Raw genomic sequence first — 19,168 nt, forward strand, 5'->3', positions numbered from 1 at the left:
CCGGTGGCTTACACCGCGGTCCCTCGGGAAACTGAGAGACGTGCGCATCCTCCCCGCGACGGCCGCCGCCGTCACCGCAGCCCTGGCCGCAGGGGCGGCGAGCGTCGCCGCCGGACGGCTCGCCAGCGACGCCGCGCTCAAGGCGCCGCCGGGCAGGCCCCTGCCCACCGAACCCCGGCTCACCGTGCACGGCACCGCCGCCGGGCAGATCACCCTCACCCGGGACCTCGCCGCGCTGCGCCCCGGCCGGTACGGCCTCGCCGGCGACGGCTCCCACGCGGTGGTCGGACCGGTCCTCGGCACCGCCGAACACGGCGCCGACACCGTCGTCCGCCGCCTCGAACGGGTCACGCACGGCACCCTCGTCTCCGGCGACCGCGCGTGGTTCACGCCGAACCTCTACGTCGGCGACCCGGGCACCGCCCTCGACCTGGAACACGCCGACGTCGAGGTCCCCGGCGAACTCGGCCCCCTGCCGGCCTGGTTCCTGCCCGGCTCCCGCCCGACGTGGATCATCGCCGTGCACGGACTGGCCGCCACCCGCGAACACGCCATGAACCTGATGGCGCCCCTGAGCCGGCGGCAGGTCCCGGTGCTCGCCCTCGCCTACCGCGGCGACGTCGGCGCCCCCTCCTCGCCGGACGGCCTGCACCACTTCGGGGAGACCGAGTGGCGGGACGTGGACGCGGCCGTCCGCTACGCCCTCGACCACGGCGCCCGCCAGGTCGTGCTGCTCGGCTGGTCCACCGGCGCCACCATGGCCCTGCGCACCGCCGCGCTCTCCGGCGTGCGCGACCGTATCGCGGGCCTCGTGCTGGACTCGCCGGTCCTCAGCTGGGAGACCACACTGCGCGCCCTGGCCGCCGCCCGCCGGACCCCGGGCGCGCTCCTGCCGCTCGCCGTCCGCGCGGCCCAGGGTCGCGCCGGACTCCGCGCCGACCACGACGCCGGTACCGCCGGCCTGTACCGCCCGGCGGTCCCGACCCTGATCTTCCACGGCCCCGACGACGCGGTGGCCCCCTGGCGGCTCTCCCGCCGCCTCGCCGACACCCACCCGCGCCTGGTCGCCCTCCACACCGTCGAGGACGCCCCGCACGGCGCCATGTGGAACGCCGACCCCGACCGCTACGAGGAGACCCTGCGCCGTTTCATGACCCCGCTGGTGTGACCCCGGCGCCGGTGTCCCACCGCCCGCCGCTCAGGTTCCGTTTAGCGTCGTACCACTGGCCTGTTCCCAGCGGTGACCCGCTCCAGGCCCCGCACCTGCGCCGTCCCCGGAGCCCTACGGGACGTTCCGTTTGGGTTTTCGGACCGTCAACCGGAAGACTGCACCCGTGACGTCCCGTATCCCGCGCGACTCCAGGCTCCGACTCGTCCGCCCACGACCCCTGGCCGCCGCCCCACCAGCGATGAACCAGCGGCGTCCGCGCCGCGCCGCGCCGCGCCCCCCGGAGGGCACACCGGTCCGGTCGGAACTGGCCAGAATGGCACGCTCCGGCCTGGCGGACGCGGCCCGTGTCGCCCGCTGGGCCGACAGCGCCCTCGGCCCCGGCCGCGGCAGCGCGACCGCCGACGGCAAGGCCACCCTCTCCGACGCGACCGCCGAGCAGGCGGCCCGGGAGCTGGGCCTGAGCGTGACGCAGGTCCGCGCCGACTGGGACACCGCCCGGCTCGCCGGACTGATCGAGGTGCACGGCGGCAGCGCCCGCCCCGGCTGGCGGCTGCGCGCCTGGAACCGTGACGACAGCGCCGTGCTGCGCGGCTGGGTCGCCCTTTTCGACGCCTGGTCGCTGGCCCACCCCGAGCCCGCCGGGCAGGAGCCCGCCGCCGTGGCCGAGGTCGTCTCCGCGATGCCCCAGGTGCTCTCCTTCCTCCAGCTGTCCGCGGGCCCCGTCCCGGTGGCGCAGCTCCTGGACCTGCTGGAGCAGCGCGTCACCGAACTGCGCACCGAACGCTGCGAGGTGCCCTACGGCCCCCGCCTGGAGCCGGGCATCCCGCAGCAGACCTCCGCCGCCGCGCCGGCCCCGGAGACGGGCCCCGGCACCCCGCTCGCCCCCCTCCTCGACTGGGCCCTGCGCGCCCTCGCCTCCGTCGGCGCCCTGACCTGCGGCGACGGACACGCCACCCTCACGCCGCTCGGCAACTGGGCGGTCTGGGTCAAGCTGGAGCAGATCTGCGTCGCCGCGCAGAGCCCCGCCGGCCACATCGAGCAGGCGGCCGAGGACATGCTCCGCGGCTGCGCCCAGCTCCGTCCGAACGCCGCCCGCGCCGAGTACCGCGCCTGGCTCGCCGCCCGCCCCGTCGGCAGCGCCGTCACCGAGCTGCTCGGTGCCGCCCGCGGCGACGACGCCCTGCTGCGCGGCCTCGCCTTCGAGGCGCTGCGCGTCGTCGGCGCCCCCGCCGAGCCCGACGTCCGCGCCGTCGTCGACGAGCCGACGCTGCGCCCGTACGCCCTGCTGTGGCTGGCCGAGCACGACGGGATCGACCCCGAGGACGCCCACGAGGTCCTCACCCGTCACGAGGCGACGTGGCTCTGGGTGGACACCGCGGCCGCCGTCGCCGACCACGGTGAGGCCCCGCTGCTCGTCAGGCACCTGGAGTCCGCAGTGCAGCCCACCGTCCCCGCCCTCCTCGACGAGGTGCGGGCCGTCGGCCACCCCCGCACCGTGCAGGTCCTGGTCGCCCTCGCCGCCGCGCACCCGGACCCCGCCCTGGCCAAGGCCGTGCGCAGAGCCGCCTTCCAGGTGCACACCGGCGGCAGCTGACCCGGGCGGCGGCGGTGCCTAGCGGGGCACCTCCGGCGCGTACGTCCCGAAGCTCCAGATGTTGCCCTCCAGGTCCCGGGCCATGTAGTCCCGCGACCCGTAGTCCTGGTCCGTGGGGGGCACCAGGATCTCCGCGCCGTGCTCCACGGCCCGCCGGTGATGGGCGTCGACGTCCTCCACCACGACGTAGACCCCCGTCGGGCCGGCGTTCTTCATCGCCTCGTCGAAGCGGCTGCCCGTGCCCTTGGAGCCGAGCATGACCGCGCCGTTGCCCTGGGCCAGCTCGGCGTGCGCCACCGTGCCGCCCTCGCCCTCGTACACGGCCAGCTCGATGAACCCGAAGGCCCCGGTGAGCTGCCGCAGGGCCGCCCTGGCGTCCGCGTACAGCAGCGTCGGACAGATGCTCGGGCCGCCGCCGTCGATGCCTGCCATGCCGATCACTCCCTCGTGCGTCGGTGCCTGGGGCCGGACGCCGCGAAGACCCGCACCACCACCCGCGGGAGCCCGCGATCCGGCCCTGCCGCCCAGTCTCGCACCGCCCACCGACAGCGCCCCGGACCCGTGCCGTCGAACACCGGGACCCCGAACAGGGGACCCCACCGGCACCGGAATCCGGGAAAAGTGGTTGCACGGCCCCGTTAGACTGGCCCCATGGCCATTCTCCTCGCGCATTAGACGGCGGGAACGTCCTCCAGCCGCCCACCCCGTCACCCACCCGCCCAGGAGTCTGACCGTGATCTCCGCCTCCGGCATCGAGCTGCGCGCCGGTGCCCGCGTCCTCATCGAGAGCGCCACCTTCCGCATCGCCAAGGGCGACCGCATCGGCCTGGTCGGGCGCAACGGCGCCGGCAAGACCACCCTCACCAAGGTCCTCGCCGGCGAGGGCCAGCCCGCCGCCGGTGCCGTCACCCGCTCCGGCGAGGTCGGCTACCTGCCCCAGGACCCGCGCACCGGCGACCTCGACGTGCTGGCCCGCGACCGCATCCTGTCCGCGCGCGGCCTCGACACCCTGATCCGCAAGATGCGCGACAACGAGCAGCGCATCGCCAACGGCCAGGGCGCCACCCGCGAGAAGGCGCTCAAGCAGTACGAGCGCCAGGAGACGGAGTTCCTCACCAAGGGCGGCTACTCCGCCGAGGCCGAGGCCGCCACCATCGCCGCCGCGCTCAACCTGCCCGACCGCGTGCTCGGCCAGCCCCTGCACACGCTCTCCGGCGGTCAGCGCCGCCGCATCGAGCTGGCCCGGATCCTGTTCTCGGACGCGGACACCCTGCTCCTCGACGAGCCGACCAACCACCTCGACGCCGACTCGATCGTCTGGCTGCGCGACTACCTGAAGACCTACCGCGGCGGCTTCATCGTGATCTCCCACGACGTCGACCTGGTCGAGACGGTCGTCAACAAGGTGTTCTACCTGGACGCCAACCGCTCCCAGATCGACGTCTACAACATGGGCTGGAAGCTCTACCAGCAGCAGCGCGAGGCCGACGAGAAGCGCCGCAAGCGCGAGCGGCAGAACGCGGAGAAGAAGGCGTCCGCGCTGCACTCCCAGGCCGACAAGATGCGCGCCAAGGCCACCAAGACCGTCGCCGCGCAGAACATGGCCCGCCGGGCCGACAAGCTGCTGGCCGGTCTGGAGGCCGAGCGGAAGTCCGACAAGGTCGCCAAGCTCCGCTTCCCCGAGCCCGCGCCGTGCGGCAAGACCCCGCTGACCGCCGAGGGCCTCTCCAAGTCGTACGGCTCGCTGGAGATCTTCACCGACGTCGACCTGGCCATCGACAAGGGCTCCCGCGTCGTCATCCTCGGCCTCAACGGCGCGGGCAAGACGACCCTGCTCCGGCTCCTCGGCGGCGTCGAGAAGCCCGACACCGGCGAGGTCGTCGAGGGCCACGGCCTCAAGCTCGGCTACTACGCGCAGGAGCACGAGACCCTCGACCCCGAGCGCACCGTCCTGGAGAACATGCGCTCGGCCAACCCCGACCTCGACCTCGTCGAGGTCCGCAAGACGCTGGGCTCCTTCCTGTTCTCCGGCGACGACGTCGACAAGCCGGCCGGGGTGCTCTCCGGCGGTGAGAAGACCCGCCTCGCGCTGGCCACCCTCGTGGTCTCCTCGGCCAACGTGCTGCTGCTCGACGAGCCGACCAACAACCTCGACCCGGCCAGCCGCGAGGAGATCCTCGGCGCGCTGCGCACCTACAAGGGCGCCGTCGTCCTGGTCACCCACGACGAGGGCGCCGTCGAGGCCCTCCAGCCGGAGCGGATCATCCTGCTCCCGGACGGCGTCGAGGACCTCTGGGGCGCCGACTACGCGGATCTCGTCGCCCTGGCTTGATCGAATGAATGATCCACTGCGTATGGATCATTCGGCCGATCCGTGATCCACCATCTGTGTGAGATCTCCTCATCACGAGGTGTGTCATACACGGATTTCGCGGCCGGACCCCCATCCCCGGGGGTCCGGCCGTTTCGCCGTTCTGACCTGGAAGTTCGCGGAGAAGCGCGTTCGGTCACACGGACGCGATGCTCCGGAATTCCGCGTTCCGTATGTGCGGGCCCGCTCCTGTCGTCACATCCCTGTCTCATCGACCTTGCCGAATGGGTGGCCATGCGGGCCGCTAGGGGTGATCATGAGGAGAACCAGAGCGCACTTCCTTGAGGAGGCACGGGTGGCCGAGACTCTGAAGAAGGGCAGCCGGGTGACCGGCGCCGCGCGCGACAAGCTCGCGGCAGACCTGAAGAAGAAGTACGACGCCGGTGCGAGCATCCGGGCGTTGGCCGAGGAGACCGGCCGCTCGTATGGCTTTGTGCACCGCATGCTCAGCGAGTCGGGCGTCACGCTCCGAGGGCGTGGCGGGGCTACCCGGGGCAAAAAGGCCACTACGGCCTGATTCCCCGGGCGGCCCCTCGACTCCGAAAGTGAAGGTGGCCACCCGGCCGGTCGGCAGACCGTCCGGGTGGTTACTGTGCAGTCACTTAGCTCTGCCGTCCGCACGGCCGAAGGGCCGCCGCACGGTGGGGACGACGACCGCATCTTCCGGAGGCGCCCCATGGCTTCGCCCGCCCACGACCTTGGTCCCGTACTCGACCGGGACGGCGTGCGGCTCACCGTCGACGACGCGATCGCCACGGTGACGCTCACCAACCCGGCCAAGCGCAACGCGCAGAGCCCCGCCCTGTGGCGGGCGCTGGCCGAGGCGGGCCGGCTGCTGCCGGGCTCCGTCCGTGTAGTGGTGCTGCGCGCCGAGGGAAAGTCCTTCTCGGCCGGGCTCGACCGGCAGGCGTTCACGCCCGAGGGCTTCGACGGCGAACCGTCGTTCATCGACCTCGCACGGGGCGGCGACGCCGAGCTGGACGCGACCATCACCGAGTACCAGGAGGCGTTCACCTGGTGGCGGCGCAGCGACGTCCTGTCGGTCGCCGCCGTGCAGGGGCACGCCATCGGGGCGGGCTTCCAGCTGGCCCTCGCCTGTGACCTGCGGGTCGTCGCCGAGGACGTGCAGTTCGCCATGCGCGAGACCAGTCTCGGCCTCGTCCCGGACCTGACCGGCACGCACCCCCTGGTGTCCCTGGTCGGTTATGCCCGGGCGCTGGAGATCTGCGTGACCGGCCGCTTCGTCGCGGCCGAGGAGGCGGTCGACTCCGGGCTGGCCAACCTCGCCGTGCCCGCCGACCAGCTCGACGGCGCCGTACGCGACCTGGTGTCGGCCGTGCTCGCCGCGCCGCGCGACGCGGTGATCGAGACGAAGGCGCTGCTCCAGGGCGCCCAGCACCGGGACTACGAGTCCCAGCGCGCCGCCGAACGCGCCGCCCAGGCCCGTCGGCTGCGCGACCTGGCCGGCCTCGGGGAGTAGCCCGGGCGCGGACGCCCTCAGTCCACCGCCGTCACCAGTACCGCCACCGACGGACGGTCGGACAGGGCGTCCGACACCGCCGTGCGGACCTGCCGGGCTACCTCCACGGCCCGGTGCCCCGCGCCCACCGCCAGTTCCACCCGGACGTGCCGGCGCGGCAGTGCCCCCGACGAGGGCAGCTCCGTGAGGTCGACCGGACGGCCCAGGCCGGCGGTCAGCCGGGTCACGCCCGGGACGCCCAGCGCGGCGTCGGCCGCACGGCCCTCGTCACCGTCCCCCCGGTCCACGGCGGGACGGGGCCGCGGCTCGGGCCCCCGCGCCGGCTCCGGCCCGGTGGCCGCGTCCAGCAGGGCCGTCGCCCGCAGGTCCACGTCCGTCACCGTGAGACCCAGCTCCCGCGCCGCCTCCGCCAGCACGGCGCGCAGCCGCGCGGCCGTCGCCGGCAGCGGTTCCGCCGCCGCGGAGTCGACGGTCGCCGCGAAGTCGGCCGTCACCCGCAGCGGCCCGGGCGGCAGCGCGCTCGGCGGTGCCGGTACCGCCGCTTCCGCGGACCGAGCGGGGTCGGCGGCCGCGATCCGCAGGGTGCCCGGATGCACGCCCGTCACCCGGCGGGCGGCGGCCAGCAGGACCTCGCGTGCCGCCCGCTCCGCGATCCAGGCACCGTCCTCCCGGCCGCCCAGGGGCAGCAGCCTGCCGAGCCCCAACTGCTCCCGCACCGTGCGCGTCCATCGGTCCGCCGTCGTCATTCCTCCAGCCTGCCGCATCCACGGCGCGCGAGGCCGCAACCCCGCCTACGGTGGTTTCAGGACTACGACCGAAAAGGACGTACGGCGATGAGTGACATGGACAGCGGCCGCACCGCGCAGGGGACGACGGACCCCACCGGGACGGTCAAGGGCCAGACGATGCGGCGCGGCGGCGGAGACCCCGGAGCGCGGGGACGGACCACCATCGCCGACGGCGTCGTGGAGAAGATCACCGGGATGGCGGCACGCGACGTCGCCGGTGTGCACGCGATGGGCAGCGGGATGTCCCGCACCTTCGGCGCCGTGCGCGACCGGGTGCCCGGCGGGACGAAGTCGGGCGTGACGCGCGGCGTCAAGGCCGAGGTCGGCGAGAAGCAGACCGCGCTCGATCTCGAGATCGTCGTCGAGTACGGCGTGTCGATCTCGGACGTGGCCCGGGATGTGCGGGAGAACGTGGTGGCGGCGGTGGAGCGGATGACCGGCCTCGAGGTCGTCGAGGTCAACATCGCGGTGAGCGACGTGAAGCTGCCCGACGAGGAGGACGAGGAGCCGGAGCCCCGGATCAAGTGACGCGGACCGAGCGGACCGAGGGGAGCGCACCATGAACATGGCCGTGGTCGGCATGATCGCCGGCATGGCACTGGGCTTCGCCGGCTACTTCGGCGGATTCGGTGCCTTCGTGCTGGTGGCGGCCCTGGGGGCCGTCGGTTTCGTCGTCGGCCGCCTTCTGGAGGGGGACATGGAACTCGGCGACTTCTTCCGCACCCGCGACGACCGCCGGCGGTGACCGGCGTGAGCGAGGGGGCCGGTGAGCTCCTCGACCCCCCGTCGGTCGTGGAGCCGGGCCGGCGCGGCGCCACGAGGATCGCCGACCGGGTCGTCGCCAAGGTCGCCGCGCAGGCGGCGCGCGAGGCCGTCGGCCCGCTCCACCCCGACGCGGAGCGCCCGCACGCCACCGTCGTCGTCCACCACGACACCGCCCACGTCCGGGTCCACCTCGAACTCGACTACCCCTGCGACGTGGGCGCCCGCTGCCGGCGGGTGCGGCACCAGGTCGTCCAGCGGGTGCGCGCGCTGGTGGGCATGTCGGTGCCGGAGGTCGCCGTCCAGGTGGAGCGGCTGCACCTGGCGGCGGAGTACGGCGAGAGACAGGGGAGGACGTGATGAGCGAGCCCCAGGGCACGGACGGCAGCACCCGGCGCATGCCGGTCGTGGAACCCGGCACGGAGCCGGAGACACCCCCCGACAAGGCCCCGCCCCGGCCCGCGTCGGACGCCGGGAGCGGACCGCACGGCCGCTTCTGGTCCGCCCGCAGGATCCCCGCGGGCATCGTCGCGCTGCTGCTCCTGCTCGCCGCGGGCGCCTTCCTCTACGACGTCGTCGCCGTGCGCACCGGCCGGACCGCCCTCGGATGGCGGCGCGACCTGGCCCGGCAGCTCGCCGACCGCCCCCTCGACGACACCTGGGTGCTGGTCGGCGCGGGCGTCGCCGCGGCCCTGGGACTGTGGCTGCTCCTGCTGGCCCTCACCCCCGGTCTGCGCGAGGTGCTGCCGATGCGGCGCACCCACCCGGACGTACGAGCGGGGCTCCACCGGGACGCCGCCGCCACGGTGCTGCGGGACCGGGCCATGGAGGTCGCCGGCGTGCAGTCGGTGCGGGTGCGGGTGCGCCGCCGCAAGGCCCGCGTGCGGGCACTGTCGCACTTCCGGGAACTGGACGACGTACGGACCGAACTGGACGGCGTGCTCGACGACGCGGTGGAGGGGCTGGGACTGGCCCGGCGGCCCGCCCTGTCGGTACGGGTGGCGCGGCCCGGACGGAAGGGGTGAGGGCGGTGCTGCGGACCGTCGACCGTGTCCTGCTGGGCCTGGTGGGTCTGGTCCTGGTCGCCCTGGGCGGCTCGGTCCTCGCCATCGGCCTGGGCGCCCCCGCGCCCTCCTGGTGGCTCCACGACGGGCCGCACGACGTGCTGCTCAGCACCGCCGAGCGGACCCGCTGGCGGGACGCCGGCTGGTGGTGGCCGGTCGTCATCGCCGTGCTCGCCGTCCTGCTGCTGCTCGCCCTGTGGTGGCTGGTGGCCGTGCTGCGCCGCCGCCGGCTCGGCGAGGTCCTCGTCGACACCGGCGACGGCGAGGGCGCCGTACTGCGGGGCCGGGCCCTGGAGGCCGCCCTCGCCGGGGAGGCCGGCCGGGTGGACGGGGTCGAACGGGCCAGGGTCAGGCTCGTCGGCCGCCGCGACGCCCCGGCGACCCGGGTCCGGCTGCTGCTCGCACCCCACGTCGATCCCGGCACCGCGCTGGACGACCTCACCACCCGCGCCCTGAGCAACGCCCGTACCTCGGCGAGCCTCCGGTCCCTCCCGTCGGAGGTCCACCTCCAGGGCGTCAGGCACCGGGCGGAACGGGTCAACTGAACCACGCGCTCCGCCCGGCGCCCGCCCGGAAACGGCCCTAGAAGCCGTGCCGTACGCCGCCGTCCACCGGCAGCATCACGCCCGTCACGTAGGAGGCCGCGGGGGAGAGGAGGAACGCCGCCGCGCGGCCGAACTCCTCGGGGGCGCCGTAGCGGCGCAGCGGGACGCGGGACTCGGACGCCGCCCTGGTCGCCTCCGGGTCGGCGGACAGGCCGTCCAGCTCGCGCACCCGGTCGGTGTCGATCCGGCCCGGCAGCAGCCCGACGACGCGGATGCCGCGCGGGCCCAGCTCGTCGGCGAGGGACTTGGCGAAGCCGGCCAGGCCGGGCCGCAGGCCGTTGGAGATGGTCAGGCCCGGGATCGGCTCGTGCACCGAGCCCGAGAGCACGAACCCGATGACGCCGCCCGGCTCCAGCTCGGCCGCCGCCGTGCGGGCCAGCCTGACCGCGCCGAGGAACACCGATTCGAACGCCGTCTGCCACTGGTCGTCCGTGTTGTCGGCGACGAACCCGGGCGGCGGTCCGCCCACACTGATCAGCACGCCGTCGAACCGGCCGAAGCGCTCACGGGCCGTCGCGATCAGCCGTTCCGCGGCCCCGGGGTCGGCGTTGTCGGCGGCCACCCCGACGGCGCCCGCGCCCAGCGCCTCGGCGGCCAGCGCGACGCTCTCCTCGTCCCGCCCCGTGACCACCACCTTCGCCCCGTCCGCGACCAGCTCGCGCGCGGAGGCGTTGCCCAGCCCCCGGGTCGCTCCCGTGACGACGTACACCCGGTCCTTCAGTCCAAGATCCATGGCCCTATCCTGCCTCCTCGTCCCCGAACAGGGCGAGGGCCGTGTTCACCAGGCCGACGTGGCTGAACGCCTGCGGGAAGTTGCCGAGCTGGTGGCCGGAGACCGGGTCGTACTCCTCGGCCAGCAGCCCGACGTCGTTGACGAGCGCCACCAGCCGCTCGAACAGCTTCCGGGCCTCCTTCGTCCGGCCGGTCGCGTGCAGGGCGTCCGCGTACCAGAACGAGCACACCAGGAAGGTCCCCTCGCCGCCCGGCAGCCCGTCGACGGGGTCCCCCTCGGTGCTGTAGCGGCGCACCAGGCCGTCCCGGGTCAGCTCGGCGCCGATCGCGTCGACCGTGCCGACGACTCGCGGGTCGTCCGGGGGGAGGAAGCCCACGCGGGGGATGAGCAGCACGGCCGCGTCCAGTTCCGTGGAGCCGTAGAACTGGGTGAAGGTGTTGCGCTCGGAGTCGTAGCCCTTCTCGCACACCTCCCGGTGCACCTCGTCGCGCAGCGCCCGCCAGCCCTCCAGGTCGCCCCCGCCCAGCTCGGGATGCTCCTCCAGGGTGCGCACCGCCCGGTCCAGGGCCACCCACGCCATCACCTTGGAGTGCACGAACTGGCGGCGCCCGCCGCGCACCTCCCACAGCCCCTCGTCGGGTTCCCGCCAGGCCGTGGCGAGGAAGTCCATCAGGGCGCACTGCAACTCCCACATCTGCGGCTGGGGGTGCATGCCCGCCAGCCGGGCCAGCGACAGCGAGTCCATCACCTCGCCGTACACGTCGAGCTGGAGCTGGTTGACCGCGTCGTTGCCGATCCGTACCGGCGCCGAGCCGGCGAAGCCCGGCAGCCACGGCAACTCGAACTCGGGCAGCCGCCGCTCGCCCGCCAGGCCGTACATGATCTGAAGGTCGGCGGGGTTGCCCGCGACGGCGCGCAGCAGCCAGTCGCGCCAGGCCTCGGCCTCCTCCAGATAGCCGGCCGACAGCAGGGCGCCCAGGGTGAGGGTGGAGTCGCGCAGCCAGCAGAACCGGTAGTCCCAGTTGCGCACCCCGCCCGGTTCCTCGGGCAGCGAGGTGGTGGGGGCCGCGACGATCCCGCCGGTGGGCTTGTACGTCAGCGCCTTGAGGGTGATCAGGGAGCGCACGACGGCGTCCCGGTACGGCCCGTCGTAGCGGCAGTGGGCGGCCCACGCCCGCCAGTCCTCGACGCTGTGCTCCAGGGCGACGAACGGGTCGATCAGCGGGGGACGGGGCTCGTGCGAGGGGTGCCAGGTGAGGACGAAGGCGACCTTCTCGCCCGCGGCGACGGTGAACTCGGCGTGCGTCCCGAAGTCCTCGCCCCAGCTGCGCACCTCCGGCTCGCTGCGCAGCCAGGCCGAGTCCGGTCCGGCGACGGCCACCCGGTGTCCGTCGGTCCTGCGGACCCACGGGACGACCGAGCCGTAGTCGAAGCGCAGCCGCAGCACGCTGTGCAGGGTGACCTCGCCGCTCAGCCCCTCCACGACGCGCACCAGGTCCGGGGCGCGGTCGCGCTGGGGCATGAAGTCGGTGACCCGTACCGAGCCGCCCTCGGTCTCCCACTCGGTGTCCAGGACCAGGGTGTCCGGCCGGTAGGCGCGCCGCGTGCAGCGTTCGGCACCCTTGGGGGCGATGCGCCAGTGGCCGTTGTCCTCGTCGCCGAGGAGTTTGGCGAAGCATGCCGCGGAGTCGAAACGCGGCAGGCACAGCCAGTCCACGGAGCCGTCCGTGCCGATGAGGGCAGCGGTCTGCTGGTCGCCGATGAGCGCGTAGTCCTCGATGGTGGGGTGCACGGTTGCCGTCTTCCCGACCAGGGGCGGAGCAATCGGCTCCGCCCGGGCGCTCTCGGCGGGCCGCTACACCGCCGCCGGCTCGGCCCGCGCCGGTTCCTCGTCCTCGGCGCTCTCCCGGTCACGCTGCTCGCGCCGGACCAGGAACCACCAGCCGACCGGGACGGCCGCGGCGAACAGCCACCACTGGATCGCGTACGCGAAGTTCAGCGCGGCGTCCTCGTTGCCGGGCCTGCCGATCCGCTCCGGGGTGTCACCCTCCGGCGCCGGCTCCAGGAGGACGACGTACCCGCCGAGCACCGGGGCGCCCAGGCGCTCCGCCTGCTGCTCGCTGTTGATGAGCATGATCTGCCGGTCCGGCAGGCCCGCGAGGTCCTTGATGCCGCTGGCCTCGGTCGTCTCGTCGGGCATCAGCCGCCCGGTGACGGTGATCTCTCCCCGGGGCGGCGCCGGGACCTCGGGATACTCGGTCTGGCTCGCGCTGTCCGCGGGGATCCAGCCCCGGTTGACCAGGAGGACCTCGCCGTCGTTCAGCGTGAACGGGGTCAGCACGTGGTAGCCGATGTTGTCGTCGGAGTCGGTGCGGCGCCGGACGACGACCTCGTGGTCGGTGTCGAAGCGGCCCTTCGCGGTGACGGTGCGGTACCGCTCGTCCGTGGTGATCTTCTTACCGGGAGCGGTCAGCGACCGGGCGGGCACGGGGGCCGCGTCGAGCGCCCGCGCGACCAGGTCGTTCCGGGCGGTGCGCTCCTCGTAGCGGTCCATCTGCCAGAAGCCCAGCCAGATCATCGTGGGGATGAGCAGCACGGCGACCAGCGTGAGGATCACCCACTGGCGGGACAACAGGAAGCGGTACACGCATCGACGGTACCTTGGCCGGGATCGGCCCTCGCGGGGAGGTCCCCGCGAGAACCGTGACCCCGCGTCGGCGGGGAGCACACGACCGGCTTGCAGCGCCGTGGGGCCTACCGCGGGCCGCCCCCACGTCTGCGGGGAGCACGTTCGGTGCCAATGCCGCGGCTTGGTTCACCGACGGCTTCGCCGGGCGGTCACGCGAAGCGCTCAGACCTTGTCGACGATCCCCGCCCTTCCCTCGGCGCGGGCGCAGTGGGCGCCGCAGTACCAGTGCCCCTCGACCTCGACGCCCTGGCCGATGATCTGCACCCGGCAGTGCTCGCAGATGGGGGCCATCCGGTGGATCGCGCAGGAGAAGCAGTCGAAGACGTGCACCGCTCCCTGGGCGTGGACCTCGAAGGTCATTCCGTAGTTGTTGCCGCAGACTTCACATGTCGCCATGGGCCACAGGGTGAGCCGTCGCCGCGGCGCGGGCGAGCGGGCGCCGGGCGAGTCGCCCGGAATCACCCGTCCGTACGTCGCGAGCGCGCGAGGGCTCAGGCGTCCGCGGGCTCCACGTCGGCGAGCAGCTGCCCGAACGCCGCCTCGTCGACCACCGGCGTGCCGTACTGGCGGGCCTTGACCACCTTGGAGGTGCCCGAGTCCGGGTCGTTGGTGACCAGCAGGCTTGTCAGCCGGGACAGGCTGCCGGCGACGTGCAGTCCGGCCTCCGTCGCGCGGTCCTCCAGCAGGTCCCGCTCCACGGAGGTGTCACCCGAGAAGGCGACCCGCATGCCCTGCTTGAGTCTTTTGCCCTCTTCGTACCGGCCCGGGTTGGGATAGGGGCATGCGGGCCTTTTGCGGGAGGGGCGCCAACTGCTCTGCCGGTAGCCGCCGTAGCCGGCCTGCTGTCCGATCCTGGGCGCGGACGCGGGCCGGTCCGACCACTCGGTCAGCGGCCGGCACTCCAGCAGCGGCAGCCGTACGCCGCCCGCCGCCGCCGCGAGCAGGCTCGGCCGGAACGCCTCCGCCAGCACCCGGGCGTCGTCGAGCGCGTGGTGCGCCCGCTGCTGCACGACGCCGAAGTGGGCGGCCAGCGACTCCAGCTTGTGGTTGGGCAGCGGCAGGTCCAGCGCCTTGGCGAGCGCGATGGTGCACAGCCGTTGACGCACCGGGGCCTCGCGCTTCGCGCGCGCGTACTCGCGGGCGATCATCTGCCAGTCGAAGACGGCGTTGTGCGCGACCAGCACCCGTCCGTCGAGCCGGGCCGCGAACTCCTCGGCGACGTCCGGGAAGAGCGGCGCTCCGCGCAGCGCCTCGCTCGTCAGGCCGTGTATCCACACCGGGCCCGGGTCGCGCTGGGGATCGACCAGCGTGTACCAGTGGTCCTCGACCTCACCGCGGGCGTCCAGTCGGTAGACGGCCGCGGAGATGATGCGGTCGTCGCGGGCCAGGCCGGTGGTCTCCACGTCGACGACCGCGTACCCCTGCGGATACGCGGCCGGCCACACGGTGGCGGCCGGGCTTGCGGCCGTACGGTCTTCGAGCATGGTTCACGAGGATACGGGCCGGGACCGACACCGAGGTCCCGCAGGGGCTCCGCGGCACCCGGCGAAACGGTCCCTCCGTCAACTTCCGTCCCACGGACAGCGGTTCGCGACGGTGTGACGGAGCACACGCGCCGTGCGGCCGTACGTCACTCGTGCGCGCGCTCGGTCACGGGCGCCGGGTTCACCACCGGATCGGCACCGGAAGGGCCGTCAGAAGCCCCGACACCGCGACCACCACGCCCAGCGCGACGACCTCCGCGCGCGCGGGGGCGCAGGCGTCCAGCGGGTCGGGCGCGCGGCTCAGCCGGACCCTGGCCCACAGGGCGAGGGCGGCGACTGCGGCCACGAGGACCACCTTGGCGAGCAGGACCCGCCCGTACGCCGTGTCGGTCAACTGGTCGGCGATCGTGCCCGGCGGCATGCGCCGCAGCGAACTGCACACCCCCGTCGCCGTGATGGCCGCGAGCAGGACGGCCGCCACGCGCGCGTAGAGCCCGAGCAGCGCCGGTCCCGCCTCGGCGCCCCGCCACCTCCGCAGGGTCCGCAGCGCGTACAGGAGACCGCCCACCCACAGGGACGCGCACGTCAGATGGACGAGGGTCAGGGCCGATCCGACCAGCGGAGCGTGCTCGGTGGTGGGGTGCGCGCGCAGCGCCTCCGCGACGATCACCGCGGCCGGCGGCCAGACCTGGAGCCCGGGTCGGCGCGAGGTGGCGAGGAGGCCGGCCGCGAGGAACGCGTTGACCTCCAGGAGCGCGAGCTTGCCGTCGCGGGAGGCGTAGAGGCCGCCGACGTCGATGTCGGCGGCACTGCCCGGCACCAGGTTGCCGGTGGCCACGACCGACGCCAGGCCCAGCGCGGCGACGAAACCGGCGGCGGCCGCGTACGGGGCCAGGCTGCGAGGGCGCCACGGAGGAGCGCCGGGCAGTGAACGGGCCAGCCGGTTCACGAACAGCTCGCCGAGCGGGACGCTCAGCGCGGCGAAGAGCACCGTGCGCAGCAGGGCTATGCCGCCGGCTCCGGGGGCCTCCGCCTCCCCGGTGCCGTGCAGGGCGGGGGCGGGGCCGAGGGCGGGTATCGACGCGCCCAGCACCACCAGCACGAGCACGGCCGCCGTCCGGCCGGTGCCGGAGGGCCGCGCGTGCCGGCCGGTCTCGGCGGCCCGGGACGGGGGTCTCATCAAGGTCACCTCGAGATCTTCACCAGCTCCTCCGGATTCGGGCAAGTTCCGGAGGCCCCCGGGCGGCCCGGTGCTCGTACCGGAAGACGTACGCGGTGGCCGTACGGTTCGGGAGGGCCGTCAGCGGGTGGGCGACGCGTCACGTCCACCGCGCGGTGTCCGCGCCCCACGGTCCCGGCGGCCGCGCCCAGTCGGTCGGCCCGCCCGTGAACGAGACCGGCGGCAGGGCGTAGCGCAGCCGCCCCAGCCGGCTGTCCCGCTCGGCGAGCCAGGGCTCCGGCCCCGAACCTGCCGCCTCCCGTGCGGTGTCCCCCGTCCCGTCCTCCCCGTCCGGCCGGAGACCGCCCGTCAGCCAGGCCGCGGTCCGGGTCAGCGCGACCCGCACGTACCGGCCGCCGCCCTCGTAGGACTGCTCGGTCAGCGCCCGCAGCACCCCGGCCGCCAGCAGGTACCCGGTGCCGTGGTCGAGGGCCTGCGCGGGCAGCGCGCCCGGCCGCCCGGCCGCGCCCTCGATCACGGAGATCCCGGTGGCGACCTGCACCAGGCTGTCGAAGCCGCGCCGGCCGGCCCACGGCCCGTCCGTGCCCCACGCCGACAACCGCGCCACCACCAGCCCCGGTCGGCGGGCCGCCAACGCCTCGGGGGTCAGCCCGAACCGGTCCAGTGCGCCCGGCCGGTACCCGGTGACGACCACGTCGGCCGTGCGGAGCAGTTCCTCGAACTCCGCCTGATGGCGCGTCAGGTCCAGGGCCGCGGACCGCTTCCCGAAGCCCGTGTCCGCGTGCTGGTCCGGCAGCTCCGGCAGCCCCGGCGGATCCACGCGCAGCACGTCGGCACCGAGCAGCGCCAGCGTGCGGGTGGCGACCGGTCCCGCGAGGACACGGGTCAGGTCGAGGACGCGCAGCCCCGCGGCGGGCAGCAGGGGCGACGAGGAGGACCGGGGGACCGGCGGCGGGAGCACCCGCGCGGGTGACGCGTCCAGCCGGCCCCGCTCCACCAACGGCCGCCGGGCCACCGCCGCAGCCTGTCCGGACGCCGCCCACTGCTCCGGCGTGCGCAGCGCGACGGCCAGCCCGCCGGCCGCGTACACGCTCTCCTCCACCTCGGTCGCGGACCGCCCGGCCAGCATCGCCTCCAGGGCGCCCACGTCCTCCGGCGCGCCCAGTGCGGCCAGGAGCCGTTGCCGGTGGTGCGGATAGTTGGCGTGGGTGCGCACCCACCCGTCGGCCGTCCGCCACAGCCGGGACAGCGGGGCGAACGCCACCGGTTCCCGCCCGCCGACCCGCAGGTGCCGCTCGCTGGTGAAGGCCGCGGCGACGGCGCCGTCGTCCACCCGCACGCCGGGCACCTCGGACCGGCCCGCGCGCCGCGCCGCCAGTTCGGCCGCGGCCAGCGCGCACGCGCCGACGCACGCCCGCGCGAGGTCCCGCACCGGAAGCCGCGCGTCGAGCATCCCGGGGCGTACCACCTCGGACACCGCGCTCACCAGGGCGGGATCACCCCCGAGCGCGGACCACGCGTGCCTGATGTCGACGCTTCCCGTCACGATCGCCCGTCCATCCCGTCCGTCCGCCTGCCGCCTTGTCCTGCCCTGCCCGCCATGCCTTCCACATCCCCCCGCCCCTCACCCTCCCCCCCCCACGCACGAAGCGGGCCGGGAAGCTGCTCCCGGCCCGCTTCACGCGCGCGTGTGGTCACCGCTCAGGCGACGGTCACCAGCTCACCGCGTCCAGCGCGTCGGCCATGCCCCAGCCGTAGAAGCCGTTGCGGTTCTTCGAGCCCTCGCACACCGCGTCGACCTTGCCGTCACCGTCGATGTCGTACGGCTTGGTGCACGGCGTGGCGTCGGCCTGGGCGTACAGCAGGGCCTTGACCAGCGCCGGGGAGGCGTACGGGTGCGTCGACTTGATCAGGGCGGCGACGCCCGCGACGTGCGGCGACGCCATCGACGTACCGGCCATGTAGCCCCACTTGCCGCCGGGCAGCGTGCCCAGGATCAGCCCGCTGGTGGCGGGCGGCGCCGGGGTCTGGTAAGCCGTCGAGTCACCGCCGGGCGCGGCGATGTCGATGACGCCCAGGCCGTGGTTGGAGAAGGACGACTTCAGGCCCTTCGCACCGGTCGACGCGACCGTGACGACACCCGGCAGCTGGGTCGGGATGTCCAGGCACTCGGACGGGTCCACCACCCGGTCGCCCGGCGTCGTGTCGTTCGGGGAGGAGGGGTCCGTGATCTCGTCGGCGGAGAGGTCATAGTTCTCGTTGCCCGCCGCGGCGACGTTGACCGCGCCCTTCTTCTCCGCGTACCGCGAGGCCCGGGTGACGGCCTCGACGAGCGCCTTCTGGTCCGGGTCGTCCTTGCAGTTGAAGTACCAGGGGTCGGTGTAGTAGCTGTTGTTGGTCACGTCCACGCCGTGCTCGGCCGCCCACATGAAGCCGCAGACCACGGCCTCGGTGTAGAAGAAGCCGTCCGGGTTGGACACCTTGATGCCCGAGACCTTCACGCCGGGCGCCACGCCGGTCATGCCGACGCCGTTCTTGGCGGCGGCGATCTCACCGGCCACGTGCGTGCCGTGCGGGCTCTCCGCCGCGCTCGGCCGCCAGGCGCCGTCGGTGGTGTCCGGCTTGCCCGACACGCAGTTGACGGAGGCGTCCCGGTCGAAGTTCGGGGCGATGTCCGGGTGGGTGTCGTCCACGCCGGTGTCGATCACCGCGACGGTCACCTTCTTGCTGCCCAGCGACTTCTTGTGCGCCTGGTCCGCCTTGATGGCCGGCAGGTCCCACTGGAGGCCCTCCAGCGGGTCCTGGCCCTCGGCGGCCTCCGCGGCGGCGACCTCCCGTCCGCTGAGCACCTTCGGGGTACCTACGTCGGTGGTGGCGGCCGAGGGCAGCGGAGCGGTGCGGGTGGCGCCGGCCGACTGCACGCCGCGCACCTTGCGCACGCTCTTGGCGAAGTCGGGGTCGGCGGAGTGGACGACGACGACGCCGATCCGGTCGTACGACGTCACGATCGTGCCGCCGGCCTTGGCTATCGCCTTCTTCACCTGAGCCGAGGGGCCGTGCCCGGGGCTCACGTTGACGACGTAGCTGAGCGAGGACGACGCGTCGGCCGGGGCCGGGGGAGCGGCCTCCGCCGCGCCGGCCGGGACGGCAGGCAGGAGGGCGAGGGACGCGGCCACGGCCAGGCCGGCCGGGATCGCCAGGGCGCGGCGGTGACGCGGGTGGTGCGCTGTCATGTGCGATGTCTCCA

General features: G+C 74.3%; 20 protein-coding genes. 10 read left to right on the forward strand and 10 right to left on the reverse strand.

Annotation, left to right across the window (positions count from 1 at the left end):
• Positions 1-40 precede the first annotated feature (40 nt).
• Positions 41-1,168, forward strand: coding sequence for an alpha/beta hydrolase family protein (locus tag AC07FV_RS05465; RefSeq protein WP_479084796.1), 1,128 nt, complete (start codon positions 41-43; stop codon positions 1,166-1,168).
• 166 nt (positions 1,169-1,334) lie between these two features.
• Positions 1,335-2,765, forward strand: coding sequence for a hypothetical protein (locus AC07FV_RS05470; protein WP_479084798.1), 1,431 nt, complete (start codon positions 1,335-1,337; stop codon positions 2,763-2,765).
• Positions 2,766-2,783: 18 nt separating this feature from the next.
• Here AC07FV_RS05470 and AC07FV_RS05475 read toward each other — a convergent pair whose 3' ends face one another.
• Positions 2,784-3,197: a VOC family protein gene (locus AC07FV_RS05475; RefSeq protein WP_479084799.1), complete on the reverse strand. Its 414-nt coding sequence runs from the start codon at positions 3,195-3,197 to the stop codon at positions 2,784-2,786.
• A 301-nt stretch (positions 3,198-3,498) separates the two neighbouring features.
• Here AC07FV_RS05475 and AC07FV_RS05480 point away from each other — a divergent pair, with 301 nt between their 5' ends.
• The 3 genes from AC07FV_RS05480 (at position 3,499) to AC07FV_RS05490 (ending at position 6,616) form a co-directional block, all read left to right on the forward strand.
• The gene (locus AC07FV_RS05480) at positions 3,499-5,097 is read left to right on the forward strand and encodes an ABC-F family ATP-binding cassette domain-containing protein (RefSeq protein WP_383647467.1); all 1,599 of its coding nucleotides are present in this window, start codon (positions 3,499-3,501) and stop codon (positions 5,095-5,097) included.
• 334 nt (positions 5,098-5,431) lie between these two features.
• On the forward strand, positions 5,432-5,653 hold the full coding sequence (locus AC07FV_RS05485; protein ID WP_053128672.1) for a helix-turn-helix domain-containing protein: 222 nt from the start codon (positions 5,432-5,434) through the stop codon (positions 5,651-5,653).
• A gap of 159 nt (positions 5,654-5,812) precedes the next feature.
• Positions 5,813-6,616: an enoyl-CoA hydratase/isomerase family protein gene (locus AC07FV_RS05490; RefSeq protein ID WP_479084801.1), complete on the forward strand. Its 804-nt coding sequence runs from the start codon at positions 5,813-5,815 to the stop codon at positions 6,614-6,616.
• Positions 6,617-6,633: 17 nt separating this feature from the next.
• Here AC07FV_RS05490 and AC07FV_RS05495 read toward each other — a convergent pair whose 3' ends face one another.
• Entirely contained in the window at positions 6,634-7,362 is a 729-nt protein-coding gene (locus tag AC07FV_RS05495; protein ID WP_479084802.1) for a nucleopolyhedrovirus P10 family protein, read from the reverse strand.
• A gap of 87 nt (positions 7,363-7,449) precedes the next feature.
• On the opposite strand from AC07FV_RS05495, the gene AC07FV_RS05500 reads away from it, so the two are divergent.
• Genes AC07FV_RS05500 through amaP form a run of 5 tightly spaced genes read left to right on the forward strand, consistent with a single transcriptional unit; the run spans position 7,450 to position 9,775 of the window.
• Positions 7,450-7,932: an Asp23/Gls24 family envelope stress response protein gene (locus AC07FV_RS05500; protein ID WP_383647459.1), complete on the forward strand. Its 483-nt coding sequence runs from the start codon at positions 7,450-7,452 to the stop codon at positions 7,930-7,932.
• Between the two features lie 31 nt (positions 7,933-7,963).
• Positions 7,964-8,149, forward strand: coding sequence for a hypothetical protein (locus tag AC07FV_RS05505; protein ID WP_383647457.1), 186 nt, complete (start codon positions 7,964-7,966; stop codon positions 8,147-8,149).
• Positions 8,146-8,526, forward strand: coding sequence for a hypothetical protein (locus tag AC07FV_RS05510; protein ID WP_479084804.1), 381 nt, complete (start codon positions 8,146-8,148; stop codon positions 8,524-8,526). Before AC07FV_RS05505 ends, AC07FV_RS05510 begins: the two co-directional genes overlap by 4 nt.
• A complete protein-coding gene (locus AC07FV_RS05515; protein ID WP_479084805.1) occupies positions 8,526-9,191 on the forward strand; it encodes a DUF6286 domain-containing protein in 666 nt (221 codons plus the stop codon). Before AC07FV_RS05510 ends, AC07FV_RS05515 begins: the two co-directional genes overlap by 1 nt.
• Positions 9,188-9,775 (forward strand): alkaline shock response membrane anchor protein AmaP, encoded by a 588-nt coding sequence (gene amaP, locus AC07FV_RS05520; RefSeq protein WP_479084807.1) that lies wholly within the window; start codon positions 9,188-9,190, stop codon positions 9,773-9,775. Before AC07FV_RS05515 ends, amaP begins: the two co-directional genes overlap by 4 nt.
• 37 nt (positions 9,776-9,812) lie before the next feature.
• Here amaP and AC07FV_RS05525 read toward each other — a convergent pair whose 3' ends face one another.
• The 8 genes from AC07FV_RS05525 to AC07FV_RS05560 all read right to left on the reverse strand — a co-directional run bounded on the left by AC07FV_RS05525 (position 9,813) and on the right by AC07FV_RS05560 (position 19,154).
• Positions 9,813-10,568, reverse strand: a complete 756-nt coding sequence (locus AC07FV_RS05525) for an SDR family oxidoreductase (protein ID WP_383647447.1) — start codon at positions 10,566-10,568, stop codon at positions 9,813-9,815.
• A gap of 4 nt (positions 10,569-10,572) precedes the next feature.
• On the reverse strand, positions 10,573-12,360 hold the full coding sequence (locus tag AC07FV_RS05530; RefSeq protein ID WP_479084809.1) for a glycoside hydrolase family 15 protein: 1,788 nt from the start codon (positions 12,358-12,360) through the stop codon (positions 10,573-10,575).
• A 63-nt stretch (positions 12,361-12,423) separates the two neighbouring features.
• A complete protein-coding gene (locus AC07FV_RS05535) occupies positions 12,424-13,215 on the reverse strand; it encodes an SURF1 family cytochrome oxidase biogenesis protein (protein ID WP_479084811.1) in 792 nt (263 codons plus the stop codon).
• Positions 13,216-13,419: 204 nt separating this feature from the next.
• Complete coding sequence (locus AC07FV_RS05540; RefSeq protein WP_071528763.1) at positions 13,420-13,653, reverse strand: hypothetical protein; 234 nt, start codon at positions 13,651-13,653, stop codon at positions 13,420-13,422.
• 95 nt (positions 13,654-13,748) lie between these two features.
• Positions 13,749-14,741, reverse strand: a complete 993-nt coding sequence (locus AC07FV_RS05545) for a DEDDh family exonuclease (protein WP_479084812.1) — start codon at positions 14,739-14,741, stop codon at positions 13,749-13,751.
• A 181-nt stretch (positions 14,742-14,922) separates the two neighbouring features.
• Entirely contained in the window at positions 14,923-15,930 is a 1,008-nt protein-coding gene (locus tag AC07FV_RS05550) for a CopD family protein (RefSeq protein ID WP_479084814.1), read from the reverse strand.
• A 130-nt stretch (positions 15,931-16,060) separates the two neighbouring features.
• The gene (locus AC07FV_RS05555; RefSeq protein WP_479084815.1) at positions 16,061-17,467 is read right to left on the reverse strand and encodes a CoA transferase; all 1,407 of its coding nucleotides are present in this window, start codon (positions 17,465-17,467) and stop codon (positions 16,061-16,063) included.
• Positions 17,468-17,633: 166 nt separating this feature from the next.
• Positions 17,634-19,154 (reverse strand): S8 family peptidase, encoded by a 1,521-nt coding sequence (locus tag AC07FV_RS05560; protein WP_479084816.1) that lies wholly within the window; start codon positions 19,152-19,154, stop codon positions 17,634-17,636.
• Between the last annotated feature and the right edge of the window lie 14 nt (positions 19,155-19,168).

It is taken from the genome of Streptomyces sp. NPDC045956 (assembly GCF_056430705.1).